Here is a 16,572-nt window from a genome sequence, read left to right on the forward strand (position 1 = left end):
CCCACGGGGAGAGGGAGAAAACCCTACCGGACGGTCCCCTCTCCCTTGAGGGAGAGGGTTAGGGTGAGGGTGAGGGGGAAATGTTATGCACTTTTCTTCCCCGGTTTTAACCCGCGGTGAAATTCGTTGATACGCTTCATGGACTTGATCGTGCGCTGCGGCGCGGTGGAAGCCACGGACAACACAATCATCTCCAGGCACAGCATCACCGTGCCGTGCAGCGGGATTTTGCCCTTCTCATTCCCGCGCGGAACGTGGATCACCACGCTCGCCTCTTTGCTGAACCGCGAATCGACGGCATTGGTCAGCAGAATGGTCGGAATCCCTAAACGGCGGGCTTCGCGCAGAGTGGTCTGCCCTTCCCGGTGCGCGGATTTTTGCGCCATCATCACCAGCACATCCCCACGCTGGAGGTCGATAAGCTGCTCGGCGAGGTTAATCCCCGTGCGGTTCAGCGCCGTGGCGGGCAGGCCGATGCGGCTGAACAGCCGTGCGGTGTATTCCGCGAGAATCCCCGAGGCGCCGATGCCGAAAATCGCCACCTGGCGCGCCTCGCCCAGCAGCGCCACCGCCTGCGCCAGGGCGTAACGGTTGGCGGGTTCAGACAGCACTTCGCAGGTGTGCTGATGCCCCTCCAGAACAAAATCGATGCTCGAATTAACGTCGCTGGTCAGCGCCTTCACGGTGGTGGTGATCTTCTCGCTGGAACTCAGCGTCGGGCCAAACCAGTGCTCCAGTGTCTGTTTCAGATCGCGCAGTCCGGCAAAACCCAGCGCCTGAATAGCGCGCACCACGGTGGCATCGGAGGTTTTTAGCGTGGCGGCGATCTCCATCGCCGTCTGCTCCATCACCGCCTCACGGTTGTCGTTGATGTAGCTGGCGACCAGCAGCAGGCGCGGCGTCAGCTGATGCCCACGGGCGCGAAAACGCTCGCCGTACACGTCCACCCGCGATTTGTCTTTTCGGATCATTTCGCCTCCGGCAACGGACGACCGGCGATCTGCGACTGGATCTGCGCGGCCATTAACCCCAGCGAGGCGAAGGAGTTGGAGATCGCCTCTTCGCGTGAAATCAGCACGTAATGCCCGGTGCGACAGGCGTTGAGGAACTGGCACCAGCCGGGCATCACGGCGTCCATCGCCGCCAGCTCGTCCTGCGGTTTACCGCCCGTATCGCCGCGCCAGGTGGCAAACACGAAATCCGCATCCAGCTCCGGCAGCCGCTCGGCGCTGACGTCAATGCGCCCGCCTTCGGGAATGCTCTCGACCAGCGGCGGGAAAGTAAACCCGGCGTCACGCAGCACGCGGCCCAGAGAGTGATAGCTGTGCATGACGGTGATTTTGCCCTGATTGGCCTGGATCACTGAAACACTGATTTTCTTCGTCTCGATCGTCGCTTTTAGCGCTTTAATCTGCTCCTGATAGCGACGCTCAAGGAGCTTGAGCCGTTCCTGGGTTCCGGTCAGCTGCGCCAGCTTGCGGTAGATTTCCGGCGCACCGCCGTCGAGGTGATCGATGCTCACCGTCGGCGCGATTTTCTCCAGCTGCGCCACCGGCGTATTGCGGGTCGGCTCGGTAATAATCAGATCCGGTTTGGCGGCGGCAATGGCTTCGATATCAATATCCGCCGTGCCGATAAACTGAATCGATGAATTGTCGAAATCCACGCCCGTCAGCAGCCCGCCGGAGCGAATAAAATGGCTGCCATCCGGACGCGTGCGCCCGTGACTGGCCACCGGCGGCACGCCCAGTTCGATCAGCGGAATAGTGATGTCGAGATCGTGCAGCGACACGATGCGTTTCGGGTGCAGGGGCACCGTCACCGTGCGCCCCAAATCATCCGTAAACGTCTGAACCGGTTCGGCTGCGCTCGCGGAAAACCCCGCCAGCAGCAGCATCAATAACATGACGCGCATAACCTTCCCCTTTTAAAACCTGTCCCGGCGCGCCCAGAGCAACACCAGGAAAAATGGCCCGCCAATCAGCGAGATAACAATGCCCGCAGGCAGTTGCAGCGGCAGAAACGCCAGCCGCCCAATGTTGTCTGCCAGCAGCACCAGCAGCGCACCCAGCGCCGCACTGCCCACCAGCAGCGTGGTCTGGCCGCCGCGCAGCAGAAAACGTGCCATGTGCGGGGCGATCAAACCAACAAATCCAATACTCCCCACGCAGGAGACGCAGGCCGCCGTCAGCAGCACGGGGGCCAGCACGCGCAGCAGCGCCAGATGCGAGGTGCGCACACCCAGCCCGGTGGCGGTGTGGTTGCCGAGCAGGGCAACATCCGCCGCGCGGGCCGTGAACAGCAGCAAAGCAAACGCGGGCAGCGCCCAGCCCGCCGCCACGCTCACCAGCATCCAGTTTGCAGCATGCAGGCTTCCCGCCAGCCACAGCAGCGCGGTCTGCACGTCGCGCACGTCCGCCGTGGTCATGAACACGCCCATTCCGGCGGCGAAGGCCCAGGAGACGCCAATCCCAATCAGGATAAAGCGCGGACGGGAGATATCACGGGCGAGAAGCACCACCAGCAGCGCGGTCAGCAAGCCGCCCGCCATTCCCACCACCGGACGCCAGAGCACCGACAGCGCCGGGAACTGGAATATCAGCAGCAGCACCGCCACGCTACAGCCCTCTTTCACCCCGATAAGACCGGGATCGGCCAGCCCGTTGCGGGTGATGGACTGCATCGCCGCCCCGGCCATGCCGAGCATCGCCCCGCAGAGCAGCGCCATCACCAGACGCGGCAGGCGGATCTCCTGCACGATATAACGCGCGTCGGCGCTCAGGGCCTCGGGATAAAACAGGGCGCGCGCCACGTCGGACGTGGGGATCGGCAGCGTGCCGTGGGTCAAGCCCAGCACCAGCAGCGCAGCGATCAGTGCCATGAGTCCTGCCAGCCAGGCCAGCGCCTTGGGGCGGATCAATGTTGAATACCGGCCCCAACGCAGCGGACGCAACTCAGCGCGCAGCACGGCCCGGCTCATCGGAACATCCTCGCGGCCATCAGGATAAACACTGGCGCGCCGACCAGCGCGGTCATCACGCCGGTCGCCAGTTCGTGCGGCGTAAACAGAGTCCGGGCCGCGATATCCGCCAGCAGTAACACCAGCGCGCCGCAGCAGGCAGAGAGCGGGACCATCACCCGCAAATCCACCGACACCAGACGGCGGATAATCTGCGGGACGACGAGCCCGATAAAGCCGATCGGCCCGGCAATCGACACCGCTGCGCCGCACAGCAACGCAATGGCGATCAGGGCGAATATCCGCGTGCGCACGAGCGACACGCCCAGCCCCTGCGCCATGCGATCGCCCAGCGCCAGCATGTTCAGGGAAGGCGAAATCCACACGGCAAGCGCCAGTCCCACCGCCGCAACCCAGGCGGCGTTTTGCGTCGTCGCCCAGCTTAAGCCCGCCAGATCGCCCGCCAGCCAGGTGCGCATCGCCAGCAGGGTTTGTTCGTCAAGAATCAGCACCGCCGCAGTAATCGACGACGCAAACGCCGACAGCGCCACACCGCAGAGGGTCACTTTCATCGGCGTCAGGCCGGTGCGCCCGGCAGACGACAGGGTGAGCACCAGCAGAAACAGGATCGCCGCGCCCGCCGCCGCAATCAGCGGACGGCCTACCGGCAGCGCCAGCCCAAGAGCGCTGGTGATGACCACGGCCAGCGCGGCGCCAGCGTTCAGGCCGAGAATATGCGGTTCGCCGAGAGGATTGCGGATCACCGCCTGCAGCAGCACGCCCGCCACGCCGAGCGCCGCGCCGGTGGTCAGCGCTGCCGCCAGACGCAGCAGGCGCAGATTGATGATCACGTTGTGGTCGAAGTTGCGCGGATCAAACGCCAGAAACGCCTGCACCACGGCCTGCGGAGCGATAAAACGCGCGCCGAGGCCGAGATGAACAATGGCGCCCATCAGCAGCAGCGCCAAAAATACGACGGAAGCCAGACTCGTGCGCATCATGCTGTTACGCCGCTGCGGCGAAACGGGATAAAGAAGGGTTTGCCGGTCATCGGGTTGATGGACATCTGCACGTCGACATCGAACACGGTTTTGATAAGTGTAGGCGTGCAGACGTCGCCCTCGTGCAGCACGCCCTCCACCCTGCCTTCGCGTAAGAACACCAGCGTATCGCCGTAGTTCACCGCAAAATTGAGATCATGGAGCACCACCACGACGGTACGCCCGTGATGACGGGTGAGATCGTGCAGCAGTTCGAGGATCTCCACCTGGTAGCGCAGATCGAGGAAGGTCGTGGGTTCGTCCAGCAGAATGGTGGGCGTTTGCTGGGCCAGCGCCATCGCGATCCAGCAGCGCTGGCGCTGACCGCCAGAGAGACTCTCGACGGGCAGATGCGCGAAGGCCCGGGTGCCCGTCAGACGAAGCGCCTCTTCGACCGCCAGCTCGTCGGCGTCGGTCCACTGGCGCATAAAGTTCTGCCACGGAAATCGCCCGCGCGACACCAGCTCAAACACCGTCAGCCCTTCTGGCAGCAGCGGCGATTGCGGCAAAATGCCCAGCTCGCGCGACACCGCTTTGGTCGGCTGGTCGTGGATCGCTTTGCCGTCCAGCAAGACTGTGCCGCCCATCGGCTGCAGCAGGCGCGCCATGGTGCTGAGGAGCGTCGATTTCCCGCAGCCGTTCGCCCCGACCAGCACGGTCATTTTTTCAGAGGGAATAGTGAGGGAAATATCATCGACGATGATGTTTTTCTGATAGCCAGCAGAGAGGTTTTCAAGAACCAGCCCCTGCTTTGTCGCGTTATGAGCCACGTGTACGCCAACTTAATCAAATAACCAATAAATAAAAATAAATCTCATTCTCTTTTGTGAGTTTGCCGCTGCGCCATGTAGTAGTCAAGGGGATAAACACCCTAAGAAAACCAGGGGTTAATGGGCTGCATCGCTTTAAGGAATCACTTAATTAATCCCGTATTTTCAATGCATTAATAGTTTATCTTCTATCGCAAATTCAGCGATTTTTGACTGTAGCCAAATTTTGCTTTTTTCCATTTACTACTACATTCCCGCATGATTGAATGATTCTCAATTACATACCCGATACCGGACAGGCAAACGGGTAGCGCTTTACGGGCAATGACACACCATCTTCATCCGCGACCCTTCGCGGGTATTTCGGGAAAACAGATTTAATGGCTAAGTTCACACCTTCATTCTCTGGGATTAAAGGGCGCGCGCTCTTTTCACTGCTGTTCCTCGCCCCCTTCGCACAGGCGGCCGACAGCGCCACCGCGAAAGACGGCGAAACCCTGACCGTCACCGCCGATACGTCTGCGAAAACGGATGCTACCAACGGCTATCAGCCGCTGAACACCTCCACCGCCACGCTCACCAACATGCCGATGCTGGATATTCCGCAGGTGGTGAATACCGTGAGCGACAAGGTGCTGGAAGATCAGCACGCCACCACGCTCGACGAAGCGCTGTATAACGTCAGCAACGTGGTGCAAACCAACACCCTCGGCGGCACGCAGGATGCGTTCGTGCGCCGCGGTTTTGGCGCCAACCGTGACGGGTCGATCATGACCAACGGCCTGCGCACCGTGCTGCCGCGCAGCTTTAACGCCTCGACGGAGCGCGTCGAAGTGCTGAAAGGCCCGGCGTCGACGCTGTACGGCATTCTCGATCCGGGCGGGCTGATCAACGTGGTGACAAAGCGTCCGGAGCAGCAGTTTGGCGGCTCGATCTCGGCGACCTCCACCAGCTTTGGGGGCGGCACCGGACAGCTCGACGTGACCGGTCCAATTGAAGGCACGCGTCTGGCCTATCGCCTGACGGGTGAATATCAGAAAGAGGATTACTGGCGCAATTTCGGCAAAGAGCGCAGCACTTTTATCGCGCCGTCCCTGACCTGGTTTGGCGATGACGCGACCGTCACGGTGCTCTATTCCCACCGCGATTATCAGACGCCGTTCGATCGCGGGACGATCTTCGATCTGACGACCAAGCAGCCGGTGAATGTCGATCGCAAAACGCGCTTTGACGAACCCTTCAACATTACCGACAGGGAGTCCGATCTGGCTCAGCTGAACGCCGAATACCGCCTCAACAGCCAGTGGACCGCGAAATTCGACTACAGCTTTAGCCAGGATAAATACACGGACAACCAGGCGCGCGTAATGGCCTATGACTCCGCCACCGGCAACCTGACCCGCCGCGTGGACGCCACTCAAGGCTCGACCCAACGCATGCACTCGACCCGCGCGGATCTGCAGGGCAACGTGGATATTGCCGGGTTTTACAATGAGATCCTGACCGGGGTGTCGTACGAGAATTACGATCTGCTGCGCACGGACATGATCCGCTGTAAGAACGTGAAAGATTTCAATATCTACAATCCGTCTTACGGCAATCTGGGCAAATGCACCACGGTGTCAGCCTCCGACAGCGACCAGACCATCAAGCAGGAGAGCTACTCCGCCTACGTGCAGGATGCGCTCTATCTGACGGATAAATGGATTGCGGTCACCGGCCTGCGCTATCAGTCTTACACCCAGTACGCGGGGAAAGGCCGTCCGTTTAACGTCAACACCGACAGCCGCGACGATCAGTGGACGCCGAAAGCGGGCCTGGTCTACAAGCTGACGCCGCAGGTGTCGTTGTTCGCCAACTACTCGCAGACGTTTATGCCGCAGTCGTCTATCGCCAGCTACATTGGCAACCTGCCGCCGGAAACGTCGAATGCCTACGAAGTGGGCGCCAAGTTTGATCTGTTCGACGGGATTACCGCCAATATCGCGCTGTTTGATATTCATAAGCGCAACGTGCTGTACACCGAGAGCGTGGGGGATGAGACGGTGGCGAAAACCGCCGGACGCGTGCGTTCTCAGGGCGTGGAAGTGGATCTGGCGGGGCGTTTGACCGAGAACACCAACGTGATCGCCAGCTATGGCTACACGGACGCGAAGGTGCTGGAAGATCCGGACTACGCGGGTAAACCGCTGCCGAACGTGCCGCGTCATACGGGTTCTCTGTTCCTGACTTACGATATTCAAAACGCGATCGGCGGGAATACCCTGACGCTCGGCGGCGGTGGGCATGGCGTGAGCCGTCGCTCTGCGACCAACGGTGCGGATTACTATCTGCCGGGCTATTTTGTGGCTGACGCCTTTGCGGCGTACAAGCTGAAGTTACAGTATCCGGTGACGCTGCAGCTGAACGTAAAAAACCTGTTTGATAAGACCTACTACACGTCGTCGATTGGCACCAATAACCTGGGCAACCAGATTGGCGATCCGCGCGAAGTACAGCTTACGGTGAAGATGGATTTTTGATTCGAGCGGGGTTCTCCCCTCACCCTAACCCTCTCCCCAAAGGGGCGAGGGGATCGATCGTAGGCCCGGTAAGCGTAGCGCCACCGGGCTTTTTCGCATCAACCTTCGATATCCGCCAGGTCGCCTTTTTCCTGCAACCAGTTGCGTCGATCTTCGGAACGTTTCTTGGCTAACAGCATGTCCATCATGGCGTTGGTCTGCTGTTCGTCTTCGTCGCTGATCACCAGCTGCACCAGACGGCGGGTGTTCGGATCCAGCGTGGTTTCACGCAGCTGCATCGGGTTCATCTCACCCAGCCCTTTAAAGCGCTGGACGTTCGGTTTGCCCTTCTTGCGTTTCAGCTGCTCCAGCACGCCCGCTTTCTCCTCTTCCGTCAGGGCGTAATAGACCTCTTTGCCGAGATCGATACGGTACAACGGCGGCAGTGCGACGTGGACGTGACCGTTCTTCACCAGCGTGCGGAAGTGTTTCACGAACAGCGCGCACAGCAGCGTGGCGATGTGCAGACCATCGGAGTCCGCATCCGCGAGGATACAGATCTTGCCGTAGCGCAGCTGGCTCAGGTCGTCGCTGTCCGGATCGATGCCGATCGCCACCGAGATGTCATGCACCTCCTGCGAGGCCAGCACTTCATCGGAAGAGACTTCCCAGGTGTTCAGGATCTTACCCTTCAGCGGCATGATCGCCTGGAATTCACGGTCGCGCGCCTGTTTGGCAGAGCCGCCCGCCGAGTCACCTTCGACGAGGAACAGTTCGGTGCGATTCAGATCCTGCGCGGTACAGTCGGCCAGTTTGCCCGGCAGGGCCGGACCGCTGGTCAGCTTTTTACGCACCACTTTCTTCGCCGCACGCATACGGCGCTGGGCGCTGGAGATCGCCATTTCCGCCAGCATTTCGGCGGTCTGAATATTCTGGTTCAGCCACAGGCTGAAAGCGTCTTTCACCACGCCGGAAACGAAGGCCGCGCACTGACGCGAGGAGAGACGCTCTTTGGTCTGCCCGGCAAACTGCGGATCCTGCATTTTGACCGACAGCACATACGCGCAGCGATCCCAGATATCTTCCGCCGAGAGCTTCACGCCGCGCGGCAGAATGTTGCGGTATTCGCAGAACTCACGCATCGCATCCAGCAGACCCTGACGCAGACCGTTGACGTGCGTACCGCCCTGCATGGTTGGGATCAGGTTGACGTAGCTTTCCGTCAGCAGTTCGCCGCCTTCCGGCAGCCACAGCAGCGCCCAGTCGACCGCTTCCGTATCGCCGGAGAAATTACCGAGGAACGGTTTTTCCGGCAGGGTCGGCAGGCCGTTAATCGCCTCGCCCAGATAGTCGTTCAAACCATCCTGATAGCACCAGCGCTGCTCGCTGCCGTTCACTTCGTCTTTGAAGGTGATTTCCACGCCAGGGCACAGCACCGCTTTCGCTTTCAGAATGTGCGTTAAGCGCGAGACGGAAAAACGTGGGCTGTCGAAGAAGCTTTCGTCGGGCCAGAAGTGGACGCTGGTCCCGGTATTGCGTTTGCCGCAGGTGCCGATGACCTGCAGTTCCTGAACTTTGTCGCCGTTTTCAAAGGCGATGTTGTAGACCTGGCCGTCGCGGCGCACGGTCACTTCCACGCGCTTAGACAGGGCGTTAACCACGGAGATCCCCACGCCGTGAAGGCCGCCGGAGAACTGGTAGTTTTTATTGGAGAACTTACCGCCTGCATGCAGACGGCAAAGGATCAGTTCAACGGCCGGGACACCCTCTTCCGGGTGAATATCGACCGGCATACCGCGCCCGTCGTCGATCACTTCGAGCGACTGGTCGGCGTGCAGGATCACGTCGATGCGTTTGGCATGGCCTGCCAGTGCTTCATCGACGCTGTTATCAATTACTTCCTGGCCCAGGTGGTTTGGGCGCGTGGTATCGGTGTACATCCCTGGGCGGCGGCGAACCGGCTCAAGCCCGGTGAGTACCTCAATGGCATCAGCGTTATAGGTTTGCGTCATGATTTAGCTAGCAATTCGCATTGGTTGTCAGAGGCTGTGCAGCCCAAGAAAATCGACAATCTGGGTGAAATGATTCTCAAAGCCCGTGAAAGCATGGTTTCCGCCTTCTTCTACAGTCTGGCGGCAAGACGCGTAATACGCCACCGCCTGGCGGTAATCCAGCACTTCATCACCCGTCTGTTGCAGCAGCCAGAGGAGATCTGGCGCGTCCAGCGGGTCTATTTGCATCACTTTGAGGTCGTAAATATGGCGTGACTCTAGCACATATTGCTGCCCCGTGTAGGGGTTCTCGTTGTGGCCGAGAAAGTCCGTCAGCAGCTCAAACGGGCGTACCGCCGGGTTAACCACGACCGCAGGCAGCATGAAGCATTGCGACAGCCAGGTCGCGTAATATCCGCCCAGCGACGAGCCGACGACGCCGAAGGATTCTCCGCCGTGTTCCATCACGATCGACTCGAGCATTTCGGCGGCGTCCGCCGGGTAGGGCGGCAGCTGCGGGACGATCATCTCGATGTGCGGATGATGCTCGCTAAGCCACTGGCGAAACTGGGTCGCCTTCGCAGAACGCGGGGAGCTATTAAACCCGTGCAGGTAGAGGAGCGTAGACATCAGTATCCTTCTGAAGCGGTGTCCGGGCGGAACTGCGCGCCTTCCAGACGACAAACTTCCGTGGTCAGCCGACCATCCGCATGGAGGTCCAGCCAGCGCCATCCCGGCGCAATGGTATCTAAGGTAAAGTTGGCGCAGTGGGGTTTAAACTGTACGCAGGTTGACGGGGTCGCCAGCAGACGGCGGCCATTCCAGTCGAGATCTTGTTCCTGGTGAATGTGTCCGCACAGCAGATTATTCACATGAGGATATTTCGAGAGCACGCGATCCAGCGCGGCAGAGTTGCGCAGACTGTGCTGATCGAGCCAGCTGCATCCCGCCGGAAGCGGATGATGGTGCAGCAACAGCAGAGTGTGGCGATCTGGCACATCAATGAGCTTGTTCTCAAGCCACTCGAGCTGGAAATCGCTCAGCTCACCGTGCGGCACGCCGAACACCTGGGTGTCGAGCAGCAGGATTTGCCAGTGATCGCCCACGAACACGCGCTTGGCCGGGGAGATCCCCGCTTCCTGCAACGCACTGTACATGGCAGGCTGGAAGTCGTGATTGCCCGGTAACCAGACGCAAGGCACGCTGAAGCTCGCGATCCCGGTAGCAAAATGCTGATAGGCCGCGGCGCTTTGATCCTGTGCCAAATCGCCGGTCGCGACGATTAAATCGCAGTCGCGGTTTTCGGTACGAATGGCATCAAGTACAGCCTGATAACTCTCCCAGGTGTTGACCCCCAGCAGCGTTTCATGCTTTTCGGCGAACAGGTGAGTATCAGTAATTTGTAATATCCTGACTGGCGCCCCACCAGCAACAGTCAGGTTCAACAGGCTTTCCAAATGGTGTCCTTAGGTAGGTTTATGACGCTAACAAACCGGAATCGCCATTGCTCCATGTGCTAAACAATATCTTAGCCAGTCAGCTAAAAACTGGTTAATTTGATGCTTTTCGTCGCGTTGATGCAACTTTTTATTAGGATAATCATATCGCGCTTTGAAGCGAAAGATCTGCTGACTTGAACACACTTCAGCCACCATCGCGTCGTGATAAAGCCTGACGGTCATCGACGGCAGGCTCCAGTAGCTCACCGAGGGAGCCGTCTGTTTGATCTCGACAAGCGTAGTGTAGCGAGTGGATTCCACAATCGTTAAGCGATATTGCGCGTTGCTCACCTGATAGCTCACCGTTTCGCCGGCCGCGTCGGTGCGCGGCAACAGGCGACGTAATTGTGCGAAGTTGGTCTCGCACAGACGCATCATTTCTGGGAAGTCAGGTGTATAACGCTTCATTTTTTCCACTCTTTTCGTAAGTCTTGATAATGCAGCTGGAGCCATTGCAAAGCGATGACAGAGGCTGCGTTGTCGATTTTCCCCTCATTGACCCATTGATAAGCCTGCTCCCGACTCACCACATGAACACGAATATCTTCGTTTTCATCTGCCAGACCGTGAATACCTTGCGCGGTCGTGGCGTCCACTTCACCCACCAGAATCGAAGAGCGCTCGGTGGCACCACCCGGGCTTGCCAGGTAGCTCAGCACCGGTTTGGTTCGGCCCACAATCAGCCCTGCTTCTTCCTGCGCCTCGCGGCGGGCGACGTCTTCCGGCGTTTCGCCCTCTTCGATCATCCCGGCGACGATCTCCAGCAGCCACGGGCTTTCGCTGGTATCCAGGGCGGCAATTCGAATCTGCTCAATCAATACCACTTCGTCACGCACTGGGTCAAAGGGTAGCAAGACTGCGGCATGCCCGCGCTCAAAAATTTCGCGGCGGACTTCGCCACTCATTTCACCGTTAAACAGCCGATGCCTGAAACGGTAAAGTTCCAGTGAAAAAAAACCGCTATAAAGCTTTTCCCGTGCAATAATTTCTACATCGTTTTTGGTGAAAGTCACTGGCAACTTATCTGGTTTCTGCATGGCGGTATCCTGGTCACAATTGTGTTGAAATCATGAATTTCAAGCTGTTTGGCTGCCGTTTCAAAGGCTATATGATAGATTGGTGCAAATTACCGCCAGATGGCACGTAACGCCAACCTTTTGGTGTGGATGATTCTGTTAGAATCGGCAATTATTTTTAATTAGATCAGCGCTAATACTGCTTCACAACAAGGAATGCAAATGAAGAAATTGCTCCCCATCCTTATCGGCCTGAGCCTGACGGGCTTCAGCGCGATGAGCCAGGCAGAAAACCTGTTACAGGTTTATCAGCAAGCACGTCTGGGCAACCCTGAGCTGCGTAAGTCAGCCGCCGACCGTGATGCTGCGTTCGAAAAGATTAATGAAGCACGTAGCCCGCTGCTGCCGCAATTGGGTTTAGGCGCAGATTATACCTACAACAATGGCTTCCGCGATGCGAACGGCGTGAACTCCAACGTCACCAGCGCGTCCCTGCAATTAACGCAGACCTTGTTTGATATGTCCAAATGGCGCGCGCTCTCCCTGCAGGAAAAAAGCGCCGGTATCCAGGATGTGACCTATCAGACCGATCAGCAAACGCTGATCCTGAACACCGCCACTGCCTATTTCAACGTGTTGAGCGCGATCGATTCGCTCTCCTACACCGAAGCGCAGAAACAGGCGATTTACCGTCAGTTAGATCAAACCACCCAGCGCTTCAACGTGGGTCTGGTGGCGATCACTGACGTGCAGAACGCCCGTTCACAGTACGATAGCGTGCTGGCGAACGAAGTGACTGCCCGTAACAACCTGGATAACGCACTCGAATCCCTGCGTCAGGTGACCGGCAATTACTACCCTGAGCTGGCGTCCCTGAACGTCGACAATTTCAAGACGGACAAGCCGCAGGCGGTTAACGCCCTGCTGAAAGAAGCTGAAAACCGTAACCTGGCGCTGCTGCAGGCTCGTCTGAGCCAGGATCTGGCGCGCGAGCAAATCCGCCAGGCGCAGGATGGCCATCTGCCAACCGTGGGCCTGACCGCATCGACGGGCGTTTCTGACACCAGCTACAGCGGTTCAAAAACCAATAATTCGACCCAGTACGATGACAGCAACATGGGTCAGAACAAGATTGGCCTGAACTTCTCTCTGCCTCTGTACCAGGGCGGCATGGTGAACTCTCAAGTTAAACAAGCGCAGTACAACTTTGTTGGCGCGAGCGAGCAGCTTGAAAGCGCGCACCGCAACGTCGTGCAGACCGTGCGTTCTTCCTTTAACAACGTGAACGCCTCCATCAGCAGCATCAACGCGTACAAACAGGCCGTTGTGTCTGCGCAAAGCTCCCTCGATGCGATGGAAGCGGGTTACTCCGTCGGTACACGTACCATCGTTGACGTGTTAGACGCGACCACCACGCTGTATAACGCGAAGCAACAGCTCTCCAGCGCACGTTACAACTACCTGATCAACCAGCTGAATATCAAATCAGCGCTGGGTACGTTGAACGAGCAGGACCTGCAGATGCTGAACAGCACGCTGGGCAAACCGGTTTCCACCACGCCTGAAAGCGTGGCACCAGAAAACCCACAGCAGGACGCTAACGCTGATGGCTACAACGCCAACAGCACCGCCCCTGCTGCGCAGCCAGCCACCGCTCGCACCACCACGACCGGTAGCAACAGCAACAACCCGTTCCGTAGTCATTAAGTTTTGCCCGATGGCGCTTCGCTTATCGGGCCTACCGTCGTGTAGGCCGGTTAAGCAGAGCGCCAGCTGGGGCGAAATCACATCCAAACGTAAGCCAACGTAAAGATCCCCCCGAATCCCCCTCTGCGCTTCATTTTCGACCACTCATCCTCTATCCTGAGCCTTATTTACTGTGTGTTCACCTCTGGGTCCTGGAAGACAAAATGAAACGGACAAAAACGATTAATCACGCTTCGTTCCGCAAAAACTGGAACGCGCGCCACCTCACCCCTGTCGCCCTGGCGTTCACCGCCGTCTTTATGCTGGCAGGCTGTGAGCAATCCGATGAAACGGTATCGATGTATCAGAATGCCGATGACTGCTCGTCAGCCACCGGTAAAAGCGCAGAATGTACCACTGCCTATAACAACGCCCTGAAAGAAGCAGAACGTACCGCCCCGAAATATGCCACCCGTGAAGACTGCATCGCCGAGTTCGGTGAAGGTCAGTGCCAGCAGGCACCGGCTCAGGCCGGTATGGCGCCAGAAAACCAGGCGCAGGCTCAGTCCAGCGGCAGCTTCTGGATGCCGCTGATGGCGGGTTACATGATGGGCCGTATGATGGGCGGCGGTATGGGCCAGCAGCAGCCGCTGTTCAGCTCCAAAAATCCGTCCAGCCCGGCGTACGGTAAGTACACCGATGCGAGCGGCAAAAACTACGGCGCGGCAACGCCTGGCCGTACCGCGACCGTTCCGAAATCCGCTATGGCACCTAAACCCGCGACCACCAGCACCGTGACGCGCGGTGGCTTTGGCGAGTCCGTGGCGAAACAGTCCACCATGCAGCGTAGCGCGACAGGCTCCACTTCTCGCTCAATGGGCGGCTGATCATGGAACGAGTCAGTATTGTCGAGCGCCCGGACTGGCGCGAAAAAGCCACTGAATACGGTTTTAACTTCCACACCATGTACGGCGAACCCTACTGGTGTGAAGATGCCTACTACAAGCTCACCCTCGCCCAGGTCGAAAAACTGGAAGAGGTGACCGCCGAGCTGCACCAGATGTGCCTGAAGGTGGTGGAAAAGGTGGTTGCCAGCGATGAGCTGATGACCAAATTCCGCATCCCTAAACACACCTGGGGTTTTGTGCGTCACGCCTGGCAGACTAACCAGCCTTCCCTCTACTCGCGCCTCGATCTGGCGTGGGACGGCGTGGGCGATCCTAAGATGCTGGAAAACAACGCTGATACGCCGACCTCGCTGTACGAAGCGGCGTTCTTCCAGTGGATTTGGCTTGAAGATCAGATTGCTGCGGGCAACCTGCCGGAAGGCAGCGACCAGTTCAACTCCCTGCAGGAGAAGCTGATCGAGCGCTTCGCAGAGCTGCGCGAGCAGCACGGGTTTAATTACCTGCATCTGGCCTGCTGCCGCGATACCGTGGAAGATCGCGGTACCGTGCAATATCTGCAAGATTGTGCCGCTGAAGCGGAAGTGGCGACGGAATTCCTGTACATCGAAGATATCGGTTTAGGCGAGCGCGGTCAGTTTACGGATACTCAGGACCAGGTGATCAGCAACCTGTTCAAACTCTATCCGTGGGAATACATGCTGCGCGAAGTGTTCTCCACCAAGCTGGAAGACGCGGGCGTACGCTGGCTGGAACCCGCCTGGAAGAGCATTATTTCTAACAAAGCGCTGCTGCCGATGCTGTGGGAGATGTTCCCGAACCATCCGAACCTGCTGCCCGCGTATTTCGCCGAAGATGACTATCCGCCGATGGATAAGTACGTCATCAAGCCGATCTTCTCCCGCGAAGGGGCTAACGTTTCGATTATTGAAAACGGCAAAACCCTGGAAGCGGCCGAAGGGCCATACGGCGAAGAAGGGATGATCGTGCAGGAGTTCTATCCCCTGCCGAAATTTGGCGACAGCTATGTGCTGATTGGCAGTTGGCTCATCAACGATCAGCCAGCCGGGATTGGCATTCGCGAAGATCGCGCGCTGATCACTCAGGATCTGTCACGCTTCTATCCGCATATTTTTGTGGAGTGATGGGTTTCGCCGGGTGGCGGCTTCGCCTTACCCGGCCTACGATCTGCCTTTGTAGGCCCGGTAAGCGCAGCGCCACCGGGCTTTCTTTTAGCCCACCTGCACCGAAAGCATACTCAGACTTCCCATCTCAATCCCATCGACTGGAATCGTCACCGGCTCACTGCCATCCCACGCACCCAGCACATACAGCAGCGGCAGGAAGTGTTCCGCCGTTGGGTTAGAGAGCGAACCGCCCTCATGATCCAGATAGTTCACCAGCGGATGCTCTTCCGCCGGGCCCTGCCAGGCCAGATTCGCTTTAACAAAATCATTGAACGACGTCGCCCACGGATACGGCGTGTTTTCACCGTGCCAGCGCGCCGTGCGCAGGTTGTGGACCACGTTACCGCTCGCCACCAGCATGATGCCTTCGTCGCGCAGTTTCGCCAGCTTGCGGCCCATCTCCAGGTGCCACGCCGCCGGTTTGGTGCTGTCGATACTCAGCTGCACCATCGGGATGTCAGCATCCGGGTACATTTTGATCAGCACGCCCCAGGAGCCGTGGTCGAAGCCCCAGGCCTCTTTATCCAGCGTCACAGGAACCGGGGCCAGCAGATCGACCAACTGCTGTGCCAGCGCTGGCGAGCCCGGTGCCGGGTAGTGCGTGTCGTACAGCGCCTGCGGGAAGCCGCCAAAATCATGAATGGTTTTCGGTGCTTCCATCGCCGTCACGCCGGTGCCGCGGGTAAACCAGTGCGCAGAGACCACCACGATCGCCTTCGGACGGGGCAACGTCTCGCCGAGATGACGCCAGGCGCGGGTGTAGACGTTATCTTCCAGGACGTTCATCGGGCTACCGTGGCCCAAAAACAGTGCTGGCATACGAGAAGAAGTCATGGTGATATCCTTACATAGGGTGTCTGTTTAATGTCACTACATTACCCGCTATCTGCACAACATGAACTCAGATAAGCATGATGAAGATCTTCAGAAAATTTGAATGTAAGGAAACTGTAAAGCCGGGGGTCCCCTCTCGCTTTGCAGCAGATTAATCATTAGCATTAATGAGAATCATTATCAT

At 58.4% G+C, this 16,572-nt stretch carries 15 protein-coding genes; 4 read left to right on the forward strand and 11 right to left on the reverse strand.

Annotated elements, in window-relative coordinates; all coding sequences use genetic code 11:
- Nucleotides 1–83: 83 nt before the first annotated feature.
- From AC3WS9_RS18650 to AC3WS9_RS18670, 5 genes are read right to left on the reverse strand one after another with little or no spacing between them, the layout of a single operon-like run.
- Complete coding sequence (locus AC3WS9_RS18650; protein WP_285143985.1) at nucleotides 84–971, reverse strand: MurR/RpiR family transcriptional regulator; 888 nt, start codon at nucleotides 969–971, stop codon at nucleotides 84–86.
- Nucleotides 968–1,915 (reverse strand): iron-siderophore ABC transporter substrate-binding protein, encoded by a 948-nt coding sequence (locus tag AC3WS9_RS18655; RefSeq protein ID WP_492489796.1) that lies wholly within the window; start codon nucleotides 1,913–1,915, stop codon nucleotides 968–970. The genes AC3WS9_RS18650 and AC3WS9_RS18655 overlap by 4 nt, the downstream gene beginning before the upstream one ends.
- A 12-nt stretch (nucleotides 1,916–1,927) precedes the next feature.
- Nucleotides 1,928–2,980 carry a FecCD family ABC transporter permease gene (locus AC3WS9_RS18660; RefSeq protein ID WP_492489798.1) on the reverse strand — a complete coding sequence of 351 codons (1,053 nt, stop codon included), beginning with the start codon at nucleotides 2,978–2,980 and terminating at the stop codon, nucleotides 1,928–1,930.
- Nucleotides 2,977–3,960: a FecCD family ABC transporter permease gene (locus AC3WS9_RS18665; protein ID WP_492489800.1), complete on the reverse strand. Its 984-nt coding sequence runs from the start codon at nucleotides 3,958–3,960 to the stop codon at nucleotides 2,977–2,979. Before AC3WS9_RS18665 ends, AC3WS9_RS18660 begins: the two co-directional genes overlap by 4 nt.
- Nucleotides 3,957–4,769 carry an ABC transporter ATP-binding protein gene (locus tag AC3WS9_RS18670; protein ID WP_492489802.1) on the reverse strand — a complete coding sequence of 271 codons (813 nt, stop codon included), beginning with the start codon at nucleotides 4,767–4,769 and terminating at the stop codon, nucleotides 3,957–3,959. The genes AC3WS9_RS18665 and AC3WS9_RS18670 overlap by 4 nt, the downstream gene beginning before the upstream one ends.
- 380 nt (nucleotides 4,770–5,149) lie before the next feature.
- Between AC3WS9_RS18670 and AC3WS9_RS18675 the strand changes: the two genes are divergently transcribed.
- A complete protein-coding gene (locus AC3WS9_RS18675) occupies nucleotides 5,150–7,291 on the forward strand; it encodes a TonB-dependent siderophore receptor (protein ID WP_492489804.1) in 2,142 nt (713 codons plus the stop codon).
- Nucleotides 7,292–7,389: 98 nt separating this feature from the next.
- Here the strand turns inward: AC3WS9_RS18675 and parE are convergent, their stop codons facing one another.
- Genes parE through nudF form a run of 5 tightly spaced genes read right to left on the reverse strand, consistent with a single transcriptional unit; the run spans nucleotide 7,390 to nucleotide 11,797 of the window.
- Nucleotides 7,390–9,282: a DNA topoisomerase IV subunit B gene (gene parE / locus AC3WS9_RS18680; RefSeq protein WP_282494293.1), complete on the reverse strand. Its 1,893-nt coding sequence runs from the start codon at nucleotides 9,280–9,282 to the stop codon at nucleotides 7,390–7,392.
- 27 nt (nucleotides 9,283–9,309) lie between these two features.
- The gene (gene yqiA, locus AC3WS9_RS18685; RefSeq protein WP_282494292.1) at nucleotides 9,310–9,891 is read right to left on the reverse strand and encodes an esterase YqiA; all 582 of its coding nucleotides are present in this window, start codon (nucleotides 9,889–9,891) and stop codon (nucleotides 9,310–9,312) included.
- Nucleotides 9,891–10,718: a 3',5'-cyclic-AMP phosphodiesterase gene (gene cpdA, locus AC3WS9_RS18690; RefSeq protein WP_282494291.1), complete on the reverse strand. Its 828-nt coding sequence runs from the start codon at nucleotides 10,716–10,718 to the stop codon at nucleotides 9,891–9,893. Before cpdA ends, yqiA begins: the two co-directional genes overlap by 1 nt.
- A gap of 27 nt (nucleotides 10,719–10,745) precedes the next feature.
- Nucleotides 10,746–11,168, reverse strand: coding sequence for a DUF1249 family protein (locus tag AC3WS9_RS18695; RefSeq protein WP_102104786.1), 423 nt, complete (start codon nucleotides 11,166–11,168; stop codon nucleotides 10,746–10,748).
- Nucleotides 11,165–11,797: an ADP-ribose diphosphatase gene (nudF, locus tag AC3WS9_RS18700; protein WP_282494289.1), complete on the reverse strand. Its 633-nt coding sequence runs from the start codon at nucleotides 11,795–11,797 to the stop codon at nucleotides 11,165–11,167. The genes AC3WS9_RS18695 and nudF overlap by 4 nt, the downstream gene beginning before the upstream one ends.
- 201 nt (nucleotides 11,798–11,998) lie before the next feature.
- Between nudF and tolC the strand changes: the two genes are divergently transcribed.
- From tolC to AC3WS9_RS18715, 3 genes are all read left to right on the forward strand, one after another.
- The gene (tolC, locus tag AC3WS9_RS18705) at nucleotides 11,999–13,483 is read left to right on the forward strand and encodes an outer membrane channel protein TolC (protein WP_492489808.1); all 1,485 of its coding nucleotides are present in this window, start codon (nucleotides 11,999–12,001) and stop codon (nucleotides 13,481–13,483) included.
- A 203-nt stretch (nucleotides 13,484–13,686) separates the two neighbouring features.
- A complete protein-coding gene (locus tag AC3WS9_RS18710; protein WP_285143991.1) occupies nucleotides 13,687–14,349 on the forward strand; it encodes a DUF1190 family protein in 663 nt (220 codons plus the stop codon).
- A gap of 2 nt (nucleotides 14,350–14,351) precedes the next feature.
- Nucleotides 14,352–15,512, forward strand: a complete 1,161-nt coding sequence (locus AC3WS9_RS18715; protein WP_103946988.1) for a glutathionylspermidine synthase family protein — start codon at nucleotides 14,352–14,354, stop codon at nucleotides 15,510–15,512.
- An 87-nt stretch (nucleotides 15,513–15,599) separates the two neighbouring features.
- On the opposite strand, the gene ygiD is transcribed toward AC3WS9_RS18715, so the two are convergent.
- Nucleotides 15,600–16,388, reverse strand: a complete 789-nt coding sequence (gene ygiD, locus AC3WS9_RS18720; RefSeq protein ID WP_285143992.1) for a 4,5-DOPA-extradiol-dioxygenase — start codon at nucleotides 16,386–16,388, stop codon at nucleotides 15,600–15,602.
- Nucleotides 16,389–16,572 lie beyond the last annotated feature (184 nt).

This window comes from Lelliottia sp. EB106-05-01-XG201, from assembly GCF_058791735.1.

Excerpts from the sequence above, each read along its gene's own strand:
- AC3WS9_RS18650 (WP_285143985.1), bottom strand. The coding sequence starts at position 971 with ATGATCCGAAAAGACAAATCGCGGGTGGACGTGTACGGCGAGCGTTTT.
- AC3WS9_RS18675 (WP_492489804.1), top strand. The coding sequence starts at position 5,150 with ATGGCTAAGTTCACACCTTCATTCTCTGGGATTAAAGGGCGCGCGCTC.
- AC3WS9_RS18695 (WP_102104786.1), bottom strand. The coding sequence starts at position 11,168 with ATGAAGCGTTATACACCTGACTTCCCAGAAATGATGCGTCTGTGCGAG.
- yqiA (WP_282494292.1), bottom strand. The coding sequence starts at position 9,891 with ATGTCTACGCTCCTCTACCTGCACGGGTTTAATAGCTCCCCGCGTTCT.
- tolC (WP_492489808.1), top strand. The coding sequence starts at position 11,999 with ATGAAGAAATTGCTCCCCATCCTTATCGGCCTGAGCCTGACGGGCTTC.
- nudF (WP_282494289.1), bottom strand. The coding sequence starts at position 11,797 with ATGCAGAAACCAGATAAGTTGCCAGTGACTTTCACCAAAAACGATGTA.
- AC3WS9_RS18655 (WP_492489796.1), bottom strand. The coding sequence starts at position 1,915 with ATGCGCGTCATGTTATTGATGCTGCTGCTGGCGGGGTTTTCCGCGAGC.
- AC3WS9_RS18715 (WP_103946988.1), top strand. The coding sequence starts at position 14,352 with ATGGAACGAGTCAGTATTGTCGAGCGCCCGGACTGGCGCGAAAAAGCC.
- AC3WS9_RS18660 (WP_492489798.1), bottom strand. The coding sequence starts at position 2,980 with ATGAGCCGGGCCGTGCTGCGCGCTGAGTTGCGTCCGCTGCGTTGGGGC.
- AC3WS9_RS18665 (WP_492489800.1), bottom strand. The coding sequence starts at position 3,960 with ATGATGCGCACGAGTCTGGCTTCCGTCGTATTTTTGGCGCTGCTGCTG.
- AC3WS9_RS18710 (WP_285143991.1), top strand. The coding sequence starts at position 13,687 with ATGAAACGGACAAAAACGATTAATCACGCTTCGTTCCGCAAAAACTGG.
- parE (WP_282494293.1), bottom strand. The coding sequence starts at position 9,282 with ATGACGCAAACCTATAACGCTGATGCCATTGAGGTACTCACCGGGCTT.
- ygiD (WP_285143992.1), bottom strand. The coding sequence starts at position 16,388 with ATGACTTCTTCTCGTATGCCAGCACTGTTTTTGGGCCACGGTAGCCCG.